Annotated in this window: 24 protein-coding genes; 6 read left to right on the top strand and 18 right to left on the bottom strand. The window is 71.5% G+C overall.

The window, feature by feature from the left end:
- The first annotated feature begins 88 nt into the window (after positions 1–88).
- Both BR98_RS07465 and BR98_RS36095 read left to right on the top strand, forming a co-directional pair.
- Positions 89–772, top strand: coding sequence for a nucleoside/nucleotide kinase family protein (locus BR98_RS07465; RefSeq protein WP_232247270.1), 684 nt, complete (start codon positions 89–91; stop codon positions 770–772).
- A gap of 44 nt (positions 773–816) precedes the next feature.
- On the top strand, positions 817–1,446 hold the full coding sequence (locus tag BR98_RS36095; protein ID WP_157537459.1) for a hypothetical protein: 630 nt from the start codon (positions 817–819) through the stop codon (positions 1,444–1,446).
- Here BR98_RS36095 and BR98_RS07455 read toward each other — a convergent pair.
- Positions 1,416–2,216 (bottom strand): aminoglycoside 3'-phosphotransferase, encoded by an 801-nt coding sequence (locus BR98_RS07455; RefSeq protein ID WP_035843416.1) that lies wholly within the window; start codon positions 2,214–2,216, stop codon positions 1,416–1,418. The genes BR98_RS36095 and BR98_RS07455 overlap by 31 nt on opposite strands.
- 62 nt (positions 2,217–2,278) lie before the next feature.
- Complete coding sequence (locus BR98_RS07450; RefSeq protein ID WP_035841290.1) at positions 2,279–3,136, bottom strand: helix-turn-helix transcriptional regulator; 858 nt, start codon at positions 3,134–3,136, stop codon at positions 2,279–2,281.
- Between the two features lie 101 nt (positions 3,137–3,237).
- Here BR98_RS07450 and BR98_RS07445 point away from each other — a divergent pair, with 101 nt between their 5' ends.
- The 3 genes from BR98_RS07445 (at position 3,238) to BR98_RS07435 (ending at position 4,743) form a co-directional block, all read left to right on the top strand.
- Positions 3,238–3,933, top strand: coding sequence for an SDR family NAD(P)-dependent oxidoreductase (locus BR98_RS07445; RefSeq protein WP_035841288.1), 696 nt, complete (start codon positions 3,238–3,240; stop codon positions 3,931–3,933).
- A gap of 103 nt (positions 3,934–4,036) precedes the next feature.
- Positions 4,037–4,408, top strand: coding sequence for a hypothetical protein (locus BR98_RS40945; protein ID WP_232247269.1), 372 nt, complete (start codon positions 4,037–4,039; stop codon positions 4,406–4,408).
- Positions 4,402–4,743, top strand: coding sequence for a type II toxin-antitoxin system PemK/MazF family toxin (locus BR98_RS07435; protein ID WP_035841286.1), 342 nt, complete (start codon positions 4,402–4,404; stop codon positions 4,741–4,743). The genes BR98_RS40945 and BR98_RS07435 overlap by 7 nt, the downstream gene beginning before the upstream one ends.
- A 143-nt stretch (positions 4,744–4,886) precedes the next feature.
- On the opposite strand, the gene BR98_RS07430 is transcribed toward BR98_RS07435, so the two are convergent.
- The 10 genes from BR98_RS07430 to BR98_RS07390 all read right to left on the bottom strand — a co-directional run bounded on the left by BR98_RS07430 (position 4,887) and on the right by BR98_RS07390 (position 13,176).
- Positions 4,887–5,264, bottom strand: coding sequence for a helix-turn-helix domain-containing protein (locus tag BR98_RS07430; RefSeq protein WP_051969399.1), 378 nt, complete (start codon positions 5,262–5,264; stop codon positions 4,887–4,889).
- An 80-nt stretch (positions 5,265–5,344) separates the two neighbouring features.
- Positions 5,345–6,328: an ABC transporter permease gene (locus BR98_RS07425; protein ID WP_035841284.1), complete on the bottom strand. Its 984-nt coding sequence runs from the start codon at positions 6,326–6,328 to the stop codon at positions 5,345–5,347.
- Complete coding sequence (locus BR98_RS07420; RefSeq protein ID WP_035841282.1) at positions 6,325–7,221, bottom strand: ABC transporter ATP-binding protein; 897 nt, start codon at positions 7,219–7,221, stop codon at positions 6,325–6,327. The genes BR98_RS07425 and BR98_RS07420 overlap by 4 nt, the downstream gene beginning before the upstream one ends.
- A 27-nt stretch (positions 7,222–7,248) precedes the next feature.
- Positions 7,249–7,632, bottom strand: a complete 384-nt coding sequence (locus BR98_RS07415; RefSeq protein ID WP_035841280.1) for a GntR family transcriptional regulator — start codon at positions 7,630–7,632, stop codon at positions 7,249–7,251.
- Positions 7,633–7,786: 154 nt separating this feature from the next.
- Positions 7,787–8,935: a cytochrome P450 family protein gene (locus tag BR98_RS37570; protein ID WP_232247267.1), complete on the bottom strand. Its 1,149-nt coding sequence runs from the start codon at positions 8,933–8,935 to the stop codon at positions 7,787–7,789.
- Complete coding sequence (locus tag BR98_RS07410; protein ID WP_035841279.1) at positions 8,890–10,329, bottom strand: cytochrome P450; 1,440 nt, start codon at positions 10,327–10,329, stop codon at positions 8,890–8,892. Before BR98_RS07410 ends, BR98_RS37570 begins: the two co-directional genes overlap by 46 nt.
- Positions 10,326–11,015, bottom strand: a complete 690-nt coding sequence (locus BR98_RS07405) for a GTP-binding protein (RefSeq protein ID WP_083976093.1) — start codon at positions 11,013–11,015, stop codon at positions 10,326–10,328. The genes BR98_RS07410 and BR98_RS07405 overlap by 4 nt, the downstream gene beginning before the upstream one ends.
- Positions 10,993–11,352: a DUF742 domain-containing protein gene (locus tag BR98_RS07400; RefSeq protein ID WP_035841276.1), complete on the bottom strand. Its 360-nt coding sequence runs from the start codon at positions 11,350–11,352 to the stop codon at positions 10,993–10,995. Before BR98_RS07400 ends, BR98_RS07405 begins: the two co-directional genes overlap by 23 nt.
- Complete coding sequence (locus tag BR98_RS07395) at positions 11,349–11,735, bottom strand: roadblock/LC7 domain-containing protein (RefSeq protein WP_035843412.1); 387 nt, start codon at positions 11,733–11,735, stop codon at positions 11,349–11,351. Before BR98_RS07395 ends, BR98_RS07400 begins: the two co-directional genes overlap by 4 nt.
- 61 nt (positions 11,736–11,796) lie before the next feature.
- Positions 11,797–13,176 (bottom strand): ATP-binding protein, encoded by a 1,380-nt coding sequence (locus BR98_RS07390; RefSeq protein WP_157537456.1) that lies wholly within the window; start codon positions 13,174–13,176, stop codon positions 11,797–11,799.
- A gap of 287 nt (positions 13,177–13,463) precedes the next feature.
- Here BR98_RS07390 and BR98_RS07385 point away from each other — a divergent pair, with 287 nt between their 5' ends.
- On the top strand, positions 13,464–15,320 hold the full coding sequence (locus BR98_RS07385) for an NAD-binding protein (protein ID WP_083976092.1): 1,857 nt from the start codon (positions 13,464–13,466) through the stop codon (positions 15,318–15,320).
- A gap of 10 nt (positions 15,321–15,330) precedes the next feature.
- On the opposite strand, the gene BR98_RS07380 is transcribed toward BR98_RS07385, so the two are convergent.
- The 6 genes from BR98_RS07380 to egtB all read right to left on the bottom strand — a co-directional run bounded on the left by BR98_RS07380 (position 15,331) and on the right by egtB (position 21,879).
- Positions 15,331–16,224 carry an AurF N-oxygenase family protein gene (locus tag BR98_RS07380; protein WP_232247266.1) on the bottom strand — a complete coding sequence of 298 codons (894 nt, stop codon included), beginning with the start codon at positions 16,222–16,224 and terminating at the stop codon, positions 15,331–15,333.
- Positions 16,221–16,940, bottom strand: coding sequence for a TetR/AcrR family transcriptional regulator (locus tag BR98_RS07375; protein WP_083976090.1), 720 nt, complete (start codon positions 16,938–16,940; stop codon positions 16,221–16,223). Before BR98_RS07375 ends, BR98_RS07380 begins: the two co-directional genes overlap by 4 nt.
- Before the next feature lie 123 nt (positions 16,941–17,063).
- Positions 17,064–18,713 (bottom strand): alkaline phosphatase family protein, encoded by a 1,650-nt coding sequence (locus tag BR98_RS40140; RefSeq protein WP_063774718.1) that lies wholly within the window; start codon positions 18,711–18,713, stop codon positions 17,064–17,066.
- A gap of 90 nt (positions 18,714–18,803) precedes the next feature.
- Positions 18,804–19,778 carry an L-histidine N(alpha)-methyltransferase gene (gene egtD / locus BR98_RS07365; RefSeq protein WP_035841269.1) on the bottom strand — a complete coding sequence of 325 codons (975 nt, stop codon included), beginning with the start codon at positions 19,776–19,778 and terminating at the stop codon, positions 18,804–18,806.
- A gap of 14 nt (positions 19,779–19,792) precedes the next feature.
- Positions 19,793–20,548, bottom strand: a complete 756-nt coding sequence (egtC, locus tag BR98_RS07360) for an ergothioneine biosynthesis protein EgtC (protein WP_035841268.1) — start codon at positions 20,546–20,548, stop codon at positions 19,793–19,795.
- Positions 20,548–21,879, bottom strand: a complete 1,332-nt coding sequence (gene egtB, locus BR98_RS07355; protein WP_051969624.1) for an ergothioneine biosynthesis protein EgtB — start codon at positions 21,877–21,879, stop codon at positions 20,548–20,550. The genes egtC and egtB overlap by 1 nt, the downstream gene beginning before the upstream one ends.
- Between the last annotated feature and the right edge of the window lie 5 nt (positions 21,880–21,884).

Below are 21,884 nucleotides of genomic sequence, written 5' to 3'. Positions count from 1 at the left end.
GAACCTGCCGCCCTCGGCTGGGTAGATTGGCGGCATGGGACCTCTACGGGCGGACGTGCGCCATTCGGCTTCAACCTGGCGACAGCCCGTGCCTTCCGAGGCCTCGCCGCAACGCGGTGCCCTGCTGGACTCGATAGCGCGACGAGTCCAGGACCTGGGCCAGGGGCGGCTGTTGGTCGGAATCGACGGGTTCACCGCCGCCGGCAAGACCAGCTTCGGCCATGAACTCGCCGAGCGGATCAGTGCCGCCGGGCGACCGGTCCTGCGGGCGACGCTGGACGACTTCAAGCAGCCGTGGAAGGACCGGCACCTCTACGACCGCGAGTCGGGCGAGGGCTACTACCGCAACGCCTACGACTACGAAGCGGTCCGGCGGTTGTTGCTCGATCCCTTCCGCACGACGAACGAGACCGCGGTCGCTCTGTGCAGCATCGATCCGCTGACCCAGCGCAGCCACGCCACCGAGACGACACCGGTCGCCCCGGACGCGGTGCTGATCGTGGACGGCGTCTTCGCCTTCCGGCCGGAGATCAACGGTTACTGGGACTTCCGCATCTGGCTCCAGGTGGACGCGGAGCTGTCGGTCCAGCGGGGCGCGGCCCGCGACGGGGACTGGGCCGGCTCCGAGGCCGAGTCGCTGCACCGCAACCGCTATCTGGTCGCCGAGCGCATCTACCTCCAAGAGGCCGACCCCGTCCCGCTGGTGGACCTCGTCATCGACAACTCGACCTTCGCCGACCCGTGGATCCGGATCGCCCGGCCAAGCGCGTGACGCCCGCTGAGCCGTCGTCAGTGGTCGCCGGTACGGTCGACCCCATGGAACAGGAACTCACCGAGCACCACGCCCCGCTGCCCGGACGGGTCGGCCACGTGGCCGGCATCGAGTCGCTCACCCTCGACGGGCACCGCTACTACTTCGGCTTCGACTTCAGGAGCGACCTGGTCGTCTCGCCGCTGATAGCCGACCCGGACGCGATGGCGGCCTTCGCCGCCAAGCACCTGCGGCAGGTCGACGGCCGGCACGACGAGGCCTACTGGGCGGACCTCGTCAGCGAGGCGGTCGAGTACTCGGAACTGGTCGCGGACGATGCGGACCGGGAGTTCACGACCGCAGGGCTCCGCGCCGAGCTGCCCGAACCGGACAGCCACCTGCTCTACCTGCTGGACGCGGTCAGCGACTGGGACGACGAGTCCGACCTGCCGCCGGACGTCCAACAGGCCTATGAGCGGCTGGGGTTCGAGGAGGACGAGTTCGCGGAGTGCATCGACGAGTGCCTGGAAGCCGTGCTGGAGGAGGGGTCGGCCGCCCGGTCCGACGAGTGGACCGTCCTCCGCTTCTACCTCACCTCCGCGACCGCGCACCTGCCGGGCAACTGGGTGCTGCTGTTCGGGCCGTTGGGTTTCGGCTCAGCTGGTCAGTCCGACAGGTCCCAGAGCAGCCGGTAGTAGCTGATCCGCTCCGGGTCGCGCTCGATTCCGTAGGCCTCGAGCAGTGGCTCCTCCCAACCCGGGCCGTAGTTCCACTGCGTGCTCCAGGTGGCGATGGCGAGGTCGGCCCAGCGGTCGGCGACACCGAGTGCGCCGAGGTCGACGTGTCCGGTGCACCTGCCGTCGTCGCCGACCAGGGTGTTGGGAGCGCAGGCGTCGCCATGGCAGACAACGAGCTTGTCGATCGGGGGAGTGTCGTCGAGCACGCCGAGCGCGCGCTCGACGGTGCCGAAATGCTGGAGGTCCGGATGCCAGTCCGCCGGGTTGGTCCGGCCCGCCGCCGCTCGTGATCGAACGCCCTCCAGGCGCCGTTCGGCCGACCAGTCGAACGGGCAGTCCGCGACCGGCAGTGCCTCGTGCAGTGCGCGCAGCCCGGCGCCGATCGCGCGCACCGCCGTGTCGGGGTCGCGCTTCCAGTGGTCGTCCACCGCCATGCGTCCGGGCAGGCCGGCCGTGACGATCCAGGACCCCGTCTCGTCCGCGCCCTCGTCAAGTACGGGTGGTACCACGGTGAACCGCGCCGCCCAGCGCAGCCGCACCACCTCGGCCGACAGGTCGACACCGCTGTCGGGCGGCGTCCACTTCACGAACTGCCGCGCCTCCAGGCCGATCTGAAAGGTCAGGCCGCCGAGCTCGTTCTGCCACACGGCCTGCACCGGCCGCCCGGCGGCGAGTTCGGTGACGATCCGTGGAACCTCGACCGGCCCTTGGGGCGCCATGGCGATCATCGGGCCAGTCTCGCCGGACCGGCCGGTGGCGGGCCACACATTTTCCCGTCCGCTGACCTCGCTCAGCGGGCGGTGAGGACTCCGGCGACGCGGGCGAGGTCGAGTTTGGTCTCGTCCTCACTGCCCGGGCTCGCGGTGTGGATCACGATCTTCAGGCCGGTGTCCGCGTCGGCGAGCACGTCGCAGTCGACGGTGATCGAGCCGACGGTCGGGTGCTGGATCGTCTTGCGGTCCTCGGCGCGGCGGCCGACGGCTCCGTCGCGCCACAGTTGCGCGAAGCGCGGGTTGCCGTCGAGGGTTCGGCGGATGGTCTCGGCCAGTCGCGGGTCCTCCGGGTAGCGGGCGGAGGCGCCGCGCAGATCGGCGACGATCGCCCGATCCGATGCGTCACTGTTCGCGGAGACCACCGGCCAGCCGGCGAGGCCACCTTGGTCCCCGGGAGTGGGGAACCGGGACCGGACCAGGCTGCGCGCCTCCGGCGGGACGGCGGACGGGTCACCGAGGACAGCAGCCCAGCTCCGGTTCCACCACACCAGCCGCCAGTCCGCGGCGAACACGGCGACCGGCGCGTCGCCGAGCCGGGTGAGGACGCGCTGCATGCCGGGCGGGATGTGATCGCTGATCAGCCCGTCGCCCGGCGGCTGGAGGCCGGCGAGCCGGTACAGGTGGTCGCGTTCCTCGCGGCTCAGCTGCAACGCGCGGGCGAGCGCACCGGCGACCTGCGGCGACGGTGTCGTCGCCCGACCCTGCTCCAGACGCACGACGTAGTCGACGGACACCCCGGCCAGCTCGGCGAGCTCCTCACGTCGCAGGCCTGCCGCACGGCGCACCCGCCCCGACGGCAGGCCGACCGCTGCCGGGGTCAGCCGGTCGCGCCACGCCCGGATGGTCGCCCCGAGGTTCGTCTCGTCAGTCGTCATGCGTCCATTCTCCGCTGAGCTCGGCCCGCGAGGGTGGTACTGCTTGTCCTACCGAAGGCCTTTCCCTGGATGACCCGCGCGCGCCCGCCGATGCTGGATTCATGACCATCACACTGATCACCGGAGCGAACAAGGGTCTCGGATACGAGACCGCCCGCCGGCTCACCGAGCTCGGCCAGACCGTCATCCTCGGCGCCCGCGACCCCGAGCGCGGCCGGGCCGCCGCCGACGCCCTCGGTATCCGCTTCGTCCAGCTCGACGTGACCGACGACGCGTCCGTCGCGGCGTCCGTCGCCGACGTCCAAGCGCACGAAGGCCACATCGACACGCTCATCAACAACGCCGGAATCATCGGCCGCGCGGTCGCCGCCGAGGAACTGACCGGCAGCGACGCCGCAGCGGTGTTCGACACGAACGTCGTGAGCATCGTCCGCATGACCAGCGCGTTCCTGCCGCTGCTCCGGAAGTCACCGGCACCGGCCGTGATCAACGTCAGCAGCGGCATGGGCTCCTTCACCCTGACCCACGACCCCGACCGCGTCGAGTCGACGATCGCCGCACCGCTCTACACCGCGTCCAAAGCCGCCGTCACCATGCTGACCACCCAGTACGCCAAGGCCCTACCCGGCATCCGCGTCAACGCCGCCGACCCCGGCTACACCGCCACCGACCTCAACGCCCACCGCGGCCCCCAGACGGTGACCGAGGGCACCGACGCGATCGTCACCCTCGCCACCGAGGGCCCGGACGCGGGCACGGGACGCTTCATCGACCGGTTCGGGGTGGTGGGGTGGTGATGGGGAGGATGCTCATGACCTGCTGGTCCGGCTGTTCCTTGACGGTCGGAGGGCGCGAGGCCACACTGGCTGTATGACAGTTGTACGACAGAGTGGAGGAGGCGTGGACACCGCAGCAGCGTCCAGCAAGAAGCCGGCCAAGAAGCCAGCCAAGAAGGCTCCCGCGAAGACACCCAACGCGAAGACACCCAAGCGGAAGCCGGGTACGGCCGCGCTCGGGCCCAGTCGGCTGGCACAGGTCCGGCTCCGCAGCGATGAGATGCAGGCCCTGGAGGAGGTGATGCGGACGTTGCACCTCGGCTCGACCTCCGATGCTCTTCGCGAAGGACTGCGGCTCCTCGCACGGGAAGCGGCGGAGGTGGGGGCCGCCCAGGAGATCCGTGCCTTCTACCGAGAGCAGCCGGCACCCCTGCCTGATGGCGTGGCCCAGCCGAGTGAGGCGGAACTCGCTGCCGCAGACGAGATGCAGTGGTAAGCCCTGGCACGGCGCTGCGCGGCGAAGTGTGGGTGTGCGCGCTGCCTCAGCCAGTAGGGCCACATCCAGTAGTCGTCCTCACCGTCAACCGGATCGCCGAACCGCTCGCCTCAGTCACGGTCGCGCTGATCACCGGCACCTCTGGTCCGCAGGTCACGCATGTCCCGATCGGGCCTGACGCGGGTTTGACGAAGTACGACGAGTCGTACGTGAACTGCGCAGACCTTCATACCGTGGCGAAGGCGCGGTTGCGGAGGAAGCTGGGGCTGCTGGCCCCGGGGGAGCTGCACCGCGTGGAGGACTCCGTCCGGCTGATTCTCGGGTTGAAGCACTGACCTCGTGCGGGCAGAAGGCTTCCGCAGGGCAGGACCGCTGACACGGTCCTGCCCTCTGGACTGGCGGAGGACACGGGATTCGGACTCGTGAGGGGTTGTCTCAACACGCTTTCCAACTTCCTCCCCGCGCGGTCCGCTCGGGTTCACGCGAGACCGGGGACGTTGCAGATCTGGAAGGTTCGAATGCACCGCTTGGCCGTCGACTCCAGTTCCGAGATCTCCAGGAGCCCCACCGGCAGCAACCCCCGATACCGCTCCCACCACCCCGTCCCCCGCTCGACCGCCATGGCCACCAGCGCCTCCACGAACTCGGAGTCGCCCTCCTCGTACAGGCTGGCCGGCGTCCGCACCCGTTCCGCCGTGACCGGGTACAGGCCCTTCTCGATGTGCGTGATCTTCGTGCGGTCCAGCCCGATGGTCGCGGCGGCCTCGGCCGCGGTCTTCCCTGCGGCGTCCCGCATCTTGCGCAGTTCGATGCCAACCCGCTGCTGACGGGCGGTCGGCGTGGTCCTCGGTGGCATGCGGGCAGTCTTACGCCTGATGCGGCGATCAGTCCACTCCACCCAGGACGGCCGAACGCCTGCCCGATGCTGGCCGCCTCTCAGGCGACGCGGCGCAGCCTCCGGATGGTGAAGTAGAGCAGCGCCGCCGTCAGGGCCAGGAAGATCCCGGTCTCGATGGACTGGAACTCCCAGAAGCGGCTGGCCGGCTGGTAGGTAAGGAAGTTGTACGCGCCGCGACCGGCGGTCACGCACAGGTCGTCAGGGCCGGCTCCGGGTGCGGGAGTGGCCTGGCAGCCGATCTGGCCGTCGCGGAGAATGAGCTTGTCGGCCGCGGTGCGCACGCCTTCGGAGTAGACCCAGGAACCGGAGAGGCGATTGACCAGCACCGGACTGTCCACCGCGTAGGTCAGCACCTTGGCGGTCGCGTAGTGGGGTCGCAGCACGACCTCGATCAGCACTCGGACCAGCGCGTACCCGCCCAAGGTGGCCGCCATCGCCGGCAACACCTTGTGCCAGACGCTGCCCGCGAAGATGCCCAGCGCCAGCGCGAAGAGGGTGTAGCCGATCGGCGCGATGCCCTGGACGTCGAAGTAGCCGTAGGCGAACCGACCCGGGCCGGTGATGGCCAGTGGCTCGATCCACCAGGAGACGAGCAGTGCGTAGCCGGTGGCGACCACCAGGCCCACGGCGCCGATCAGGCCGAACTTGACCAGCGCCCAGTGGCTGCGGCTGACGCCCTGGGTCCAGACCAGCCGGTGGGTGCCCTGCTCGACCTCGCGGGAGACCAGCGGGGCGCCGAAGAAGAGGCCGACCAGCAGGGGAAGCAGGAGCAGCAGGACCGCCACCACGGGCAGGGTGCCGAACCTGTTGGTGAACTGCTGCTGCACGCTGCCGCACTGGTGGGTGGTGGCGGGGATCAGGTCGGCGGAGCCGAGGGCGGAGCGGCAGGCGGCCAGGCCGGAGCTGTCGAAGAAGTTGTGCATCTGCAGGCCGGTGGGCACCAGGGCGGCGCTGATCAGCAGCAGTGCGATGGCCGTGAACAGGGCCTGCTTGCGGTGTTGACGCCAGGTCAGCCAGATCATGCGAGCACTCCCGAGGCGGTGCGGGCGGCCGCGCGGGTCTCGGCGGCGGCGAGGTAGGCGAGAACCAGGTCTTCCAGGGTGACGTCGTGCACGATCCAGGCCGAGTCGATCGGCGAGCCGTCGGTGCGCACCAGCAGGGTGGACTGCCGGTCGGTGTGGCTGGCCCGGACGACCTGCGCCACGCCGGGGATCGGTGCGCCGTCGGTGCGGGGGCCGACCAGGGTGCGGTGTCGGGCGAGCAGTTCGTCGACCTCCCCGGCCAGTTGGACCCGGGCGGTCTGCAGCACGATCAGGTGGTCGCAGGCGCGTTCCAGGTCGGCGAGCAGGTGCGAGGAGAGCAGCACCGTGGTGCCGGTCTCGGCGACGGCGCCCATCAGCGCCTGCATGAACTCGTGTCGGGCGAGGGGGTCGAGGGCGGCTATCGGCTCGTCGAGCAGCAGCAGCCGGGGGAGTTTGGCCAGCGCCAGGGCGAGCGCGACCTGGGCCCGCTGGCCGCCGGAGAGGCGGCCGACCGGCTTGTCGGTGGCGATGCCGAGCTGCGCGAGTCGGTCGCGGGCCAGTGCGCCGTCCCAGCGGCGGTTGAGCTTGCCGCCCATGGTGAGAAGGTCGCTGGCGGTGAAGTCCCGGTAGAGCGGGGTGTCCTGGGCGACGAAGCCGATCTCGGCCAGGGTCGCGGTGTTGCCGCGCGGGTCCTGGCCGAAGACCTGCAGCTGTCCGGCGTCGGGCTTCAGCAGACCGACCGCGAGGTGCAGCAGGGTGCTCTTGCCGGCGCCGTTCGGGCCGACCAGGGCGGCGATCCGCCCGGCCGGCAGCTGCAGTGAGCAGTCCTGCAGGGCCCAGGTGCGTCCGTAGCGCTTGCCCAGCGCGTCGATCTCCAACGCGATGTCCGTCATGTGTGCTCCCGCGTTCGTTGAGGGGCGTTACGGGTCGAGAGTGGCGCGCATGGTGGTGTCGATCAGGGCGGCGATGTCCTCGTGGGCCAGGCCCGCGGCCTCGGCCCGGCGCAGCCAGAGCACCAAGTCCTCGCGCAGGCCGGCGTGGTGGGCCAGGGCGGGGCCGGCCAGCGAGCCGACCAGGAAGGTGCCCACGCCCGGTCGGCCCTCGGCCAGGCCTTCGAGTTCCAGCTCCCGGTAGGCCTTGAGGACGGTGTTCGGGTTGATCGCCAGTGCCTGGGCCACCGAGCGCACCTTGGGCAGTTGGTCGCCGGGCTGGGCCAGGCCGACCCGTAGGGCCTGTTTGACCTGCAGAACCAGCTGCATGTAGGTGGCCACCCGCGAGCGGCCGTCGAGCACGAACTCGATCACCAGTTGTTCTCCTATTGTCTTACGACAGTAAGACAGCCTGCCGATGACGAGCCGCCCTGTCAAGCAGCGAGACAGCGGTGAGAGGCAGCGGAATACAGCAACGGGGCGCCCGGTCCAAAGACCAGACGCCCCGTCAGGAGGCAGAGCAGTGCCGCTACGCCTTCCGCAGCACCACCGGCAGGTTCCGGTGACCGTTCGAGATGAAGGACTCCACCGGCTTCAACTCGACATCGGCCAGCGCCAGTTCCGGGAAGCGGTCGAAGAGCGCCGGGAGCGCGATCTCGGCCTCGATCCGGGCCAGCGGGGCGCCCAGGCAGAAGTGTGCGCCGTGGCCGAAGGAGACGTGGTCCTTGCCGGCGCGCAGCAGGTCGAACTCGGCCGCATCGGGGCCGTGCACCGCCTCGTCACGCCCGGCGGCCGCGTAACCGGCCAGGATCGCCTCGCCCTTGCGGATCAGCACGTCGCCCGCCTGGATGTCCTCCACCGCGTAGCGCAGCGGCAGGTTGGCCACCGGCGCCGCCACCCGCAGGGTCTCCTCGATCACGTCGTTCCAGGAGGCCCGGCCGGCGCGGACCAGGGCCAGCTGCTCGGGGTGGGTGAGCAGCAGGTGGATCGCGTTGTCCAGCAGGTTGACGGTGGTCTCGTGCCCGGCGCCCAGCATCAGCAGCAGGGTGCCGACCAGCTCCAGCTCGGTGAGCTGGGCGCCGTCCCCCTCCGCCTCGTCGTCCCGGGTGGTGATCAGCACGCTGGTCAGGTCGTCGCCCGGCTCCTTGCGCTTGCGGGCGACCAGCTCGGCCAGGATCCGGAACACCTCCTCACCGTTGGCCTGGGCCGCCTCGGCGCTGATCGTGGTGTCGAAGATGGCGTCCACGCAGTCCCGCAGGCCGGGCTGCAGGTCGTCCGGGACCCCGAACAGGTCGCAGATCACCTGGATCGGGATCGGGTAGGCGTACTGCTCGCGCAGGTCGACGGTGCTGCCGGCCGGGACGGCGTCCAGGCCGTCCAGCAGGCCGGTGACGATCTGCTGGACCTGCGGGCGCAGTGCCTCGCTGCGCCGGGCGGTGAAGGCCCCGGCGACCAGCCGGCGCAGCCGCCGGTGCTCGGTGCCGTAGGCGGTGAACATGTTCTCCACCGAGACCCAGATGTTCAGCGGCCAGTCCGCGGGTATCTCACCGTTGATGTAGGCGGTCCAGTGCTGCCGGGCGTTCTTGGAGACCCGCGGGTCCGCCAGCAGCTGCTTGACCAGCTGCTGGCTGCCTACCGCCCACGCCACCACGCCGCCAGGGAGCTCCACCTGGGCCACCGGCCCGTCCTGGTAGAGGCGCCGGTTTTCGCCGGGGAGGTCGCTACCGCTGGGGTCGAGTCGGAAGGGGCAGCGGTCGGGTTCCATGTACGGCCTCCTGGAGTGTCGTCAGTTTCGGTCGGTGCTGCGAGCACCGTGGGCGTCTGTGTCGCGAGCACCGTGGTCACGGTGGCCGGTGGGAACCGCACCGGCAGGGCGGCCAGCGCGCGGTGGAACGGGCCGGGGCGCCAGACCAGTTCGTCGGCCTTGCCGGCCAGTTCGAGGTCCGGGAGCCGGTCGAGCAGTCGCTCCACGGCGACCGAGGCGATCAGCCGGGCGTGTCCCTGGGCCGGGCAGGCGTGCGGGCCCGCGCTCCAGGCCAGGTGGGCCCGGTTGCCGGTGCGGGTGCTGCCGGCCAGGGCCGGATCGGTGTTGGCGGCCGCGAAGCTGATCACCAGCGGTTCGCCCTCGGGCAGCCGGACGCCCGCCAGTTCGACGTCCCGCACCGGGTAGTGGACGGCGTAGTTGGCCATCGGCGGGTCGGTCCAGAGCACCTCGTCCAGCGCGTCCTCGACCGGCAGGTTGCCGCCGGCCAGGTCGCCGGCGAAGCGGTCGTCGGAGAGCAGCAGCCGCAGCGTGTTGCTGATCAGGTTGAGCTGCGGCTCGGTGCCCGCGCCCATCAGCAGCACCAGGTGGTGCAGCATCTCCTCGTCGTCCAACGCGGCGGGGTGGGCCATCAGCCAGCTGGTCACGTCCGCGCCCGGCTGGGCCCGCTTGATCGCGACCAGCTCCAGCAGGGTGGCGGTCAGCTCGGCGTTGGCCCGCTCGGCGTCGATCCCGTCGAAGATGCCGGACATGCCGCGCACCAGCCGGTCGCCGAACTCGGCGGGGGAGCCGAAGAGTTCGTTGAAGATCAGGAGCGGCAGCGGCCGCGCGTAGTCGGCCACCAGGTCGGCCTCGCCGTGGCCGGCGAAGGCGTCGATCAGCCGGTCGGCGCTGCGCTCGACGTAGGCGCGCAGCGCGTTCGGGTCGATCCGGTCCAGCGAGTCGTTGACCGCGCCGCGCAGCCGGTCGTGCGTGTCGCCGTCGGTGAACAGGGCGTTGGGGCGGTAGGCCATCATCGGCACGGCCGGGTTGTCCGGGGTCACCCGTCCGTCCGCCAGGCCCTTCCAGCGGCGCGGGTCCTTGGAGAAGGTCTCCGGGGTGCGCAGCACGTCCAGGCAGGCCCGGTAGGAGAGCACCAGGGTGGCGGTCGCGCCCGGGTAGAGCTCGACCGGCGCGAGCTGCCCGTACGCGGCGCGGAGGTTGGCGTAGACGCCGACCGGGTCGGTGGCGAACTCCTGGCCGTGGAGCGGGAATCCGGTGCCGCCGGGCTGGTGCGCGGGGCAACCGGGGGGAGGGGAGGGGGCGTTCACACTGGCTCCGCTGCTGGGGATCGAGTGAGCAGGTACTGGACGAGTGAGACCAGCGCCCGGGTGGCGGACTGCGGATCGCGGGCGTCACAGCTGACCAGCGGGGTGCTGGGCAGCAGGTCGAGGGCCTCGCGCAGTTCGGCCTCGGCGAAGTCGGGCGAGCCGGCGAAGCGGTTGACCGCCACCGCGTACGGGAGCCCGTGCTCCTCCAGCAGGTCCATCACCGGGAAGGAGTGCTCCAGGCGCCGGGTGTCGGCGAGCACCAGGGCGCCGAGCGCGCCCAGGGTCATGTCCCGCCACAGCGGTGTGAAGCGCTGCTGACCGGGCGCGCCGAACAGGTACAGCACCAGGGACTGACTGAGGGTCAGTCGCCCGAAGTCCATCGCGACCGTGGTGGTCTCCTTCTCCGGCACCCCGGTCAGGTCGTCCACCTGTGCGCCGGCCTGGGTCATCGGCTCCTCGGTGCGCAGCGGTTCGATCTCCGAGAGGGTGCCGACGAAGGTGGTCTTGCCGACCGCGAAGTGGCCGGTGATCAGCAGCTTGACGGCGGTCTGCACGCCCTCGCCCAGGTAGCGGACCTGGCCCGGGTGACCGACGCCCGGGTAGCCGACCTCGCTCGGGTAACCGATCTCGCCCGAGTAACCGACCTCGCTCGGGTGACCGACTTCAGAGCCGGGCGCGGAGACCATCCAGCACCTCCTGGAGCAGCTGGGACGTGGGGAGTTGGGCGCGCGGGACGGCGGCCCTGGTGAGCAGGTGGCCGCTGTCGACCAGGTCGCCGAGCAGCACCTTGGTGACACTGACCGGCAGCCGCAGGTGCGCGGCCACCTCGGCGAGCGAGAGCGCGCCGTGTGCGCACAGGTCCACCAGCCGCCGCTGCTCGGGGCTGAGACCCTGCACCGGCCGGTCCGGCACCGCGGTGACCAGGGTGACCAGGTCGAAGGTGTTGCGGGTGGGCTCGGAGCGCCCGTTGGTCACCACATACGGCCGCACCAGGCCCCGTTCGTGGCCCCGCGCGCGGCTCACCGCAGCGCTCCCGCTTCCGCGTCCTGCCTGGGCGGTGCGGTCAACTCCCGGCCGAGCCGGTCCACCAGCTTCTGCATCCGGTAGCTGACCGCCTCCATGTCCACCGCCTCCCCGGCCGAGACCGCCAGATAGGCGCCGGGGCCGGCCGCGACCAGGAAGACGTAGCCGCCGGCGAACTCGATCAGGGTCTGCCGCCAAGGGGTCGGCTCGGTGTCGAGGAAGCCGGAGGTGCTGCGGCTGATCGACTGGACGCCGGACAGTGCCGCCGCCTGGCGGTCCGCCTCGTCCTTGGTGATGCCGGCCGAGTGGGCGCGCAGCAAGCCGTCGGCGGAGAGCAGGATGGCGTGTCGGGCCTCGGGAACAAGCAGGACGTCATCGAGCATCCAACCGAGATCGTTGGTCGGGTGGCTGTTCAACGAGGGCTCCTAGCGAGTCAGTTGCGCGTCAGTGGGGTGAAGGGGCGGAGGGGTCGGAGTCCCGGCCGGCTCGGGTGCCGCGGGCGAAGGCGCCCAGTCGGCGGGCGGTGGCCTCGGCGTCGCGGGTCCAGTCCTCGGGGAGCCCGGCCTCGGGCAGCCCCCTGGCCTCGGTGGTAACCGGCGCGGCCGCGGCGGCCGCCTCCAGCGGCTCGCGACGCCGTCGCTTGGGCAGGCCGCCGGCCGTCCGGGGTACGGGCGGCATCGCCTCGGCGGCGGCCGGGGCAGGGACTGGGGCGGGGACGGTGGCGGGTACGACGGCCGGGACGGTGGCGGGTACGACGGCCGGGGCGGCAGCGGGGACGGGCGCGGCCACCTGCCGTACGGGGGCCGCGGTCGGGAGGTACACCGCCGGCGCCGGCGCCAGCTGGGTGAGCAGCGCGGTCGGCAGGAAGACCACCGCGCGCACACCGCCGTACGGCGAGCGGGTGTCGACCGAGACGCTGAATCCGTACCGCGCGGAGAGCACGCCGATCACCGGGAAGCCGAACTGCGGCGGGTCGCCGAGCCGGGTGACGTCCACCGAGCGCCGGCCGGAGAGCAGTTGGCCGGCCAGCTGGGCCTCGCGCGGGTCCATCCCGACCCCGGCGTCGTCGATCACGATGCAGGCGCCGTTGTGCGCCGGCTGCAGGTTGACCTCGACCGTGGTGTTCGGCTGCGAGTGCCGGGCCGCGTTGTCCAGCAGTTCGGCCACCGCGAGCACCACCGGCTCGACCACCCGGCTGATCACGGCCAGTTCGATCTGGGTCCGGACCTCGACCCGCTTGTAGTCGCGGATCCGGGACTTGGCCCCGCGCACCACGTCGCTCAGCGAGGAGGCGGCGCGCTGGCGGCCCGGCCAGGAACCGCAGAGCACCGCGACGGCCTGGGCCCGGCGCCCGAACTGGGAGTTGGCGTGGTCGATCTCCAACAGGTCGCGCAGCACGGCCGGGTGGTCGTGCCGCTCCTGCATCTCGGAGATCGCCATCTGCTGCTCGTTGGCCAACCCCTGCAGCGCCCGCATCGCGCCCTTGAGAGCCGTCTTGGCGTTCTGGTCGGCCCGCTCCTGGGCCTGTTCCACGGCGGCGCCGAACTGCTCGGCCACCGCCTGCAGGTCACGCGCGTACTCGGTTCCGGCCAGCAACGGGTCGGTGACCACCGGATGTTCCATGGCGGCGCCGACCAGTGCGGGCAGTTGGACGGCCGCCAGGCGGTGCGCCTCGTCGTCCCGGGCCCGGACCGCGGACCTCAGTCGGGCCACTGCCCTGGCCCTGGCCCGGGCGGTGCGCCACTGGTGGACGAGCAGGACGAGGGTCACCAGCAGCCCGGCGGCCAAGCACCAGGTCACCGTCTGCGGTATCTGTGACATCAAGTTCCTTGCACGGGCGGACGGTTCACCGTCCCGACGGACGACGAGCGGGTCGCCGGGCTCAAGAGCTCAGGCGCCGCTCATCTAATCAGATTGACGACGGAATGTCAGAAGACTGTCTCACTAGGTGACTTGGTGGACAGACATCCTCCGGTCGGCTGGCCGGAAACGATCGTCCGGCTGGCCGATCTTCCACCTCCGGTCGGCCCGCCCGGGGTTCACCGGCCCGTCGCCGGAGACCCAGCGCAATCGACCGCTGATTGACACCGACCCCAAGTACCATCCGGTCTATGACACAGGCAGCTCGGGGGATGCCTCCGGTCACCACGGAGCTCACGGAGATCACGGAGCTCACGGAGACTCCGTTCACCGACCACTACATCGTCTGCGGCGCCAACGCGCTCGCCCACCGCCTGATCCTGGAGCTGATCGAGCACTACGAGGTCCCGGTGGTGGCGATCGTCCCGGACCGGATGCGCGACCACGGTCCGCGGATCGAGCGGATCGAGGGCGTGGCCGCCGTGCTGGAGTTCGGCAGCGTCACCGAGGAGGCGCTGCGCGCGGCCCATGCCGGCGGTGCGCGCGGCATCGCCCTGGTGGACGGCGACGACCAGGCCAACATCCACGCCGCGCTCAGCGCCCAGGGGCTCAACCCGGAGATCCGGATCGTGCTGCGGATGTTCAACCAGCGGCTGGGCGAGCAGATCCAGACCCTGCTGAAGAACTGCGCCGCGCTCTCCGGCTCGGCCACCGCAGCCCCGGCCTTCGCCAACGGCGCGCTGGCCCGCCCCAACTCGGTGCGGGTCGGCGACCGCTACCTGTACGTCGCCTACGACGCCGACCTGAACGCCGGCCACCTCTGCGTGGCCGCCGACCGGATCGACCGGCAGGACCTCACCCGGCTGCGGCTGCTGCCGGAAACCCAGCCCGCCTCCTCCGACTTCATCAGACTGGCCGCCGCCTTCGGCGAGGGCGGCCCGATCGCGGTCGGCGGGGTGCCGCACCAGGGCGGTGACCCGCCGAGCCGGGCGGACGGCGTGGCGGTCCTGCAGACCCTGCCGACCGAGCCACGGCTGAAGGTCGGCTGGCTCAACCGGCTGGCCTACCGGTTCCTGGACATGCTGCGCTTCTTCACCGGCGTGCGGATCCGACTGGTGCTGGGCGCCGCCTTCGCCGCGATCGCCGCCTCGTTCCTGGTGATCTGGTCCTTCAACCACAACTTCGCCTGGACCGTCTACGTCACCCTGCTGGACATGGCCGGCGCCGCCCAGCCCGACCAGCTCGGCGACTCCACCGGTGGCACCGGCGGCAGTTGGCAGCGGGTGGCCCAGGTGGTGATCACCTTCTGCGGCATCACCTTCGTCCCGGTGGCCACCGCGATCATGGTGGACGTGCTGGCCTCCGGGCGGCGCGGGCTGCCGCGCAGCCCCAGCGTGGGCCTGCGCGGGCACGTGATCGTGGTCGGCCTCGGCAACGTCGGCACCCGGGTGGCGATCCTGCTGCACGAGGCCGGGGTGCCGGTGGCCTGCCTGGAACGCGACGCGCAGGCGCGCGGTATCGGTGCGGTCCGGGCGCTCGGCATTCCGGTGGTTATCGGGGACGGCCCGCTCGCTGACCAGCTGCGCCTGGCCCGGGCCCAACGCGCCCGCGCGGTGGTCGCGGTGACCAACGACGACGCCACCAACCTGGAGGCCGCGCTGGAGGCCCGGGCACTGCGCGAGAGCGTGCGGGTCGTGCTGCGGCTCTTCGACGACGACTTCGCCCAGCACGTCTACGCCACGCTCGGCAACGTCGCCTCCCGCTCGGTCTCCTACCTGGCGGCCCCGGCCTTCGCGGCGGCCCTGATGGGGCGTGAAGTGCTCGGCACCCTCTCGGTCTTCCGGCACGTGCTGATGATCGCCGAACTGACCGCCGAGGAGGGCAGCGCGCTGACCGGGATGAGTCGCAACGAGATCGAGGCGATCGGCGGGATCCGGGTGCTCGCCGTCCGGCTGGCCCGCACCCCCGACAGCTACCAGTGGGGCTATGCCGACCGCAGCCGGGGCCTGGCGGTGGGCGACCGGATCGTGGTGGTCGCGACCCGGAGCGGGCTGGCCCGGCTCAACAACGCGGCGCCGGAACCTCTGACGGTGGAGACCACGGCCTGACCGACCCGCATCAGCGCAGCAGCGAGGCGCGGCGCCACATCGCCTCGCTGCGGCGGTCGATGATGCCCAGATCGGTGAAGAACTCGACCGCCTTGCGGGCCCAGTCCACCTTGGCGGCCCGCCAGTGCGGGTTGGCCTCGGCCACCCGGCGGGCCTCGCGCGGGTCGAGGCCGGCCAGCGCGTAGACCCGCGGGTTGACGCACTCGACCACGGCCTCGTAGGCGAGCACCCCCAGCACCTGGCGGAACAGGGCTCGTCTGGCCGGGCTCATCCGGGCCCAGCGACGCTCCAACTCCGGCTTGGCGTAGCCGATGTGGCGGGCCTCCTCGATCACATGGATCTTCGCCACCGAGCGGGCCAGCGGCTGCAGGCTGTCGTCCCGGATCATCTCGCGCTGCATCGCGTCGGTGAACTCCTCCACGAAGATCGCGCCCGCGAAGGTCAGCGTGGTGTCGTTCAGCAGCAGATGGAACTTGCCGCGCCGGTGGGCCCGCCTGGACGGACGGGCCGAGGGGTAGCCGGTCTTGGTGATGTACTTGGCGAACATGGTGGAGTGCCGGCACTCGTCGGCCACCTCGGTGAGCGCGTACTGCGCGTGCTGGGTGGTCAGGTCGCTGTCGTAGACGTGCCGGACCAGTCCGTTCATCAGGATCAGCTCGAACCAGATGCCGGCCGAGGTGACGCTGGCCAGCTGGTGGGTGCTCAGCGTGGCCTGCTGGCGGGGTGTCAGCTGCTGCCAGAGGTGGGTGCCGTAGAGCGAGACCCGGTGCGGGGGCAGGGCGAACTGGTCGGGGTCGATCGGGGCGTCCCAGTCGATCTCGGTCAGCGGGTCGTGCGAGTGCTTGGCGGAGACCTTCAGCAGGCGCTCGGCATTGCGCTCGCGGGCGTCGGAGAGAGCTTTCACGATGCGGCTCCGGTCGGTTCGGTGAGGGTGGTGTCGGTGTGCCCGGTGTCGGTGCGCCTGCTGTCGGTGCGCCTGCTGACGGTGCGCCTGCTGACGGTGGTGTCGGTGGTGCCGACGGGGGAGGCGCCGCCGAGGGCGCGCAGCGAGAACGCGATCAGTGCGGGGACCAGGGCGTCGGGTGCCCGGCCGTCGGCGAGCGGGCCGACCAGGGCCTCGCCCACCCCGCCGACCAGCAGTGCGGCGGTCAGCTCCGGGTCCTGCTCGGGCAGTCGGCCGGCCGCCACGCCCTCGGCGATCCGGGCGGCGATCACATCGCGGAAGGCCCGGCGGAAGACCAGCCGCTCGGCCTCCACCTCGGGGTCCACCGGCTCGGCCAGCAGCGCGTAGGCCAGCCGTGGCGCACCCAGCGCCCGACCCGCGAAGGTGCCGATCACCGAGGCGACCTGGGCGTGCAGGTCACCCGCGAAGGCGGCCGCCTCGCGGACCGCGGCCACCTCCCGGCCGACCACGGTGCGAAACAGCTCGGCCACCAGCTCGGCCTTGCTCGGAAAGGACCGGTAGACGCTGCCGGTCGCGATCCCGGCCCGGTCCGCCACCGCCGCCACCGAGCAGGCGGCGTAGCCGCGTTCGGCCAGCAGCTCGGTCGCGGCGTGCAGCACCGCGGCTCGCTGCGCGTCGAGCCGGGCTTGGACGGCGGGCGTCTTCCGGTAGGCCATGCGAAGAAGTGAAGCAGCGATTCAGGCCTTCAGCAAGACCCGTGCGCGGAGGTCGTGATCCGGGCGGGAACGCCGGAGCGGGGCCGTGGCAGGCAGCCACGACCCCGCTCGACGGGCGGTGGGTCAGGACACGTTGAGCGCGGTGTCGTCGATCACGAAGCTGGTCTGCTGGCTGCTGTCCTCGGTGCCGGTGAAGGTCAGGGTGACGGTCTGGCCGGCGAAGGAGCTGAGGTCGAAGGTCTTCTGCACGAAGCCGGTGGCCGCGTTGACGTTGCTCCAGGTGGCCAGCGGCGAGGAGTTGGCCGCCAGCTTGAGCGTGTCGTAGACGGTGCTGCCGCTCTCGGCGGTGTCGATGTGCAGCCAGAAGCTGAGCGAGGCCCTGCAGCCGGCCGGGATGGTCACCTTCTGGGACAGCGTGTCGGTGTGGCTGCTGCCGTAGCCGTCCAGCCAGGCCTTCCAACTGCCGGAGTGGGCGGCCTCGGAGGAGCTGTTGTCGATCACGCCGGAGGAGGCGGTCCACGGCGCGGCGCTGCCGGTCTCGAAGCCGGGGTTGCCGAGCAGTTGGGCCGCGGTGCAGCCGCCGCCGCCCGCGGGGGCGATGGTCCAGCTGAACGAGGCGCTGCCGGCCGGGCCGGTGGAGTCGGTGGCGGTGACCGCCGCGTTGAAGGTGCCGGCGGTGGTCGGAGTGCCGCTGATCAGGCCGTTCGAGGCGTTGATCGACAGCCCGGCGGGCAGCCCGGTGGCCGACCAGCTGAGCGTCCCGGTGGCGGTGTCGGTCGCGTTCAGCTGCAGCGAGGCGGCGGTGCCGACGGTGCCGGTCTGTGCACCCGGGTTGGTCACCGTGACGCTGCCGGTCGGGCCGCCGGTGGACCAGGCGTCGGTGATCGAGGTGGCCTGGGCGGCGGCGCCCGCGTACGGCAGGCCGTACATGTCCTCGATGGTGCGCAGCACGCTGAAGTGGTCGATCCGCTCGCTGTAGCTGCCGGTCTTCACGGGCTGGCCGTTGATCAGCGTGGCGATCTGGTTGTCCCCGGCGCTGTCGTCCTCGTCGAAGGTGGTGATCAGCACGCTGTTGTGGGCCTTGGCCCACTGGACGTAGCTGTCCAGGTGGGTCTTCAGCCAGTTGTCACCGGTGGCGATCGAGCAGTCGTGGATGTCGTTGCAGAGGTTCGGGATCACCCAGGAGACGGTGGGCAGTTGGGTGAAGTCGGTGGGGAAGGCGGAGAACGGCTGGTTGTCCGCCGCCGGGACATTGCTGAAGTTGACCCACGGGTTGTGCTTGCGGGCGTACTTGCCGCTGGTGCAGACGGTGGAGCCGGCCGACGGCAGGTCCTCCGAGTAGCCGGTGAAGGTCAGGCCCTTGGCGATCAGCTGGGCGCCCTCGTTGTCGGCGCTGAAGGTGTGCGGACAGGAGTCGTCCGTGACGCCCTGGTTGGAGCCGGAGAACAGGTCCAGGTAGTTCGGCTCGCTGGGGTGCTCGATCGCGAAGGCATTGGTGAAGTTGGCGCCGGTGCTGGCAAGTTGGTTGAAGTAGGGGGCCTGGGAATTGCCGATGATCGAGCCCTCGGCGGTGTTCTCGAAGAGCACCACGACGACGTGGTCAGGACGCGGCACACCGTTGGCCGCGGCGGCGGACGTGGCAGCGGTGACGGAGCTGATGCCGGTGACGCTGGTGACCAGGCCGCAGAGCAGGCCCAGAGTGGCGGCGAGGCGGGTGGCCGGACGTGGCAGACGCAACGCGGACTCCTCGGAGAGGTGGATGATGGTTGTCATCTTTCGCAATTGACGGTGTCCCTACAAGGGCCCGAACGAAAACACCTTGCGAACTCCCCCTCTCCGAGGAGTAGTTGATCAGTCCACGGACTACACCGGCTGGGCCAGCGAGAGCCCGAACCGCCCCTCGGCGTCCGTCCACCACTCGTGCAGTTCGAAGTCGGCCTCGGCCAGTTCGGCCGCCACCTTCTCGCGGCGGAACTTGGCCGAGATCTCGGTCCGCAGCTCCTCGCCCTCGGCGAAGGCCACTGTCAACTCCAGAGCCGGGACGGCGACCTGCTGCTCGCGCAGGGAGCGCAGCCGCATCTCGATCCACTCCTGCTCGGCGTCCCAGAGCGCGACATGCTCGAAGGCCTCCGGGTCGAACCCGGCGTCCAGCTCGCGGTCCAGCACATTGAGCAGGTTCTTGTTGAACTCGGCGGTCACACCGGCCGCGTCGTCGTAGGCCGCGACCAGCACCGCCGGGTCCTTGACCAGGTCGGTGCCGAGCAGCAGCGAGTCCCCGGGCGCCAGTTCGGCCCGCAGCGCGGCCAGGAAGGCGGCCCGCTCGGTCGGCGTCAGGTTGCCCAGGGTGCCGCCCAGGAAGGCGACCAGCTTCGGGCCGCGCACCGCACGCGGCAGCCCGAGCGTGGCGGTGAAGTCGGAGACCACCCCGTGCACGGTCAACTTCGGGTAGTCCAGCGCCAGCTGCCGGCCGGCCTCGCGCAGCGCGCTCTCGCTCACGTCCACCGGCACATAGGTCTCCAGGGTGCCGAGGCCGTGCAGCGCGTCCAGCAGCAGCCTGGTCTTCTCCGAGGAGCCGGAGCCCAGTTCGACCAGGGTGCGGGCCCCGGTGAGGGCGGCGATCTCGGTGGCCCGCTCGGTCAGGATGGCCCGCTCGGCACGGGTCGGGTAGTACTCGGGCAGTTTGGTGATGTCCTCGAACAGCTCGCTGCCCCGCTTGTCGTAGAACCACTTGGGCGGCAGCCACTTGGCCGGCGCGGTCAGGCCGCGGCGCGCGTCCTCGCGCAGCGCCTTGGCGAAGTGGTCGGCGGGGAGCAGTCGGGTGAGCTCGAAGGCGGTCATGGCTAACGGTCCTCTCAGGCGGCGGTGACGAGGTCCAGCGGACGGACCGTCACCGCGTCGGGGGTGGCCAACAGGACGGAGTGATCGGGCACCGGGGTCCAGCCGGGCCCGTCGTCGCCGGGTTCGGAGGCGACCAGCACCGAGCGGCCGAGCTCCAGACGGTGGAAGAGCGTGTCGCCCCAGGTGGTCGCGGCGATCACCCGACCGTCGGTGACCAGCAGGTTCAGCCGGGCATCGGTGCAGCGGGCGACCTCGGTGACGGTCGCGGCCAGCGCCCCGGTCACCTCCTGCCCGGCGCGCAGCCGGCGCAGCAGCAGGGCCCAGACCAGCGCCGAGTCGCAGCGTGCCTCCAGGCCGAGCAGCTCGGCGGGCGCCAGCAGGGCGGCCAGTTCGCCGGCCGCCGCCGGCCAGCCGGTCAGCGCGCCGTTGTGGCTGAACAGCCAGCCGTCGCCGGTGTAGGGCGCGGCGGCGGTCTGCTCGGCGGTGGTGCCGGCGGTGGCCGAGCGGACCGCAGCCAGCAGCGCGCGGGTGCGGATCACCCGGGCCAGGTCGGTGAAGTTCTCGTCGGCCCAGATCGGCACCGCCCGGCGGTAGCGGGCGGGCTGCGGGTCGCCGTCGACGTACCAGCCCAGGCCGAAGCCGTCCACGTTGACCGTGCCGTAGCGCTGCAGCCGGGGCGACCAGGACTGGTGGTAGAGCCCGTAGTCCGGCTCCACCAGCAGCTCCGCCGGGCTCACCGGTTCTCCCAGGTAGGCGAGATGGCGGCACATCAGCTGCCGTCCGGGAGGTCGCGGGCGGTCCGGAAGCCGGCGAAGATCTGCCGCCGGATCGGATAGTCCCAGTTGCGGAAGGTGCCCCGGCAGGCCACCGGCGCGACCGCGAAGCTGCCGCCGCGCAGCACCTTGTACTCGGCGGGCTCGCCGGGCCTGGCGAAGAAGACCTCGGAGTACTCCCGGTACGGCCAGGCCTTGAAGCCCGGGTAGGGGGCGAAGTCGCTGGCCGTCCACTCCCAGACGTCACCGATCAACTGCCGTACGCCGTACGGTGACTCGCCGTCCGGGTAGCTGCCGACCGGGGCCGGCTGCAGGTGGCGCTGGCCGAGGTTGGCGTGCTGCGGCCCGGGCGCCTGGTCACCCCAGGGGAAGCGGCGCGAGCGGCCGGTGGCCGGATCGTGCCGGGCCGCCTTCTCCCACTCGGCCTCGGTCGGCAGCCGCCGCCCGGCCCAGCGGGCGTACGCCTCGGCCTCGTACCAGGTGACGTGCAGCACCGGCTCCTCGGCCGGCACCGGCTCGACCCGGCCGAACCGGCGGCGCAGCCAGACGCCGTCCTCGCGGGTCCAGTAGAGCGGCGCGGTCAGGCCGACGGTCAGCCGGTGCTGCCAGCCCTGCGGGCTCCACCAGCTCGGCTCCTGGTAGCCGCCGTCCTCGATGAAGCGCTGGTAGGCGGCGTTGCTGACCGGCACGGTGTCGATGGCGAAGGCCGGCAGGTCGATCCGGTGGGCCGGGCGCTCGTTGTCCAGTGCCCACGGCTCGGTGTCGGTGCCCATGGTGAACGGGCCTGCGGGGATGACGACTTCGGCGGGCAGCCGGCCCGGCGGCGCGGGCTCGGGGGCCGGTGCGGCCAACACGGCGGCGCCCTTGCGCAACTGATGCGTGATCAGCATGGTCTCGTCGTGCTGCTGTTCGTGCTGGGCGATCAGTCCGAAGGCGAACCCCGCTCGCAGCAGTGGCGGCCCGGCCAACTCCACGCCGCTCAGCAGGTCCAGCACCCGGCCGCGGACCTCGGCGGCGTAACTGCGGGCCTCGGCGGGGGGCAGCAGCGGCAGGGTCGGCCGCTCGGAGCGCGGGTGCTCGAAGGCGTCGTAGAGCGGGTCGATCTCGGGGTGCATCGGGTCGCGGCCGCCGACGTTGCGCAGCAGCCAGAGCTCCTCCTGGTTGCCGATGTGCGCCAGGTCCCAGACCAGCGGTGACATCAACCGGGAGTGCTGGGCGGTCAGTTCGCCGTCGTCCACGCAGTCGGTCAGGCCGCTGGTGCGGTCCCGCGCGGCGAGCAGCTCGCCGGCGATGGCCTCGCGCAGCTGCTCGTCGGTCAGCCCGATCAGTCCGG

Source organism: Kitasatospora azatica KCTC 9699 (assembly GCF_000744785.1).
GTDB lineage: Bacteria > Actinomycetota > Actinomycetes > Streptomycetales > Streptomycetaceae > Kitasatospora > Kitasatospora azatica.
This window is presented reverse-complemented; position numbering and strand designations above follow the sequence as displayed.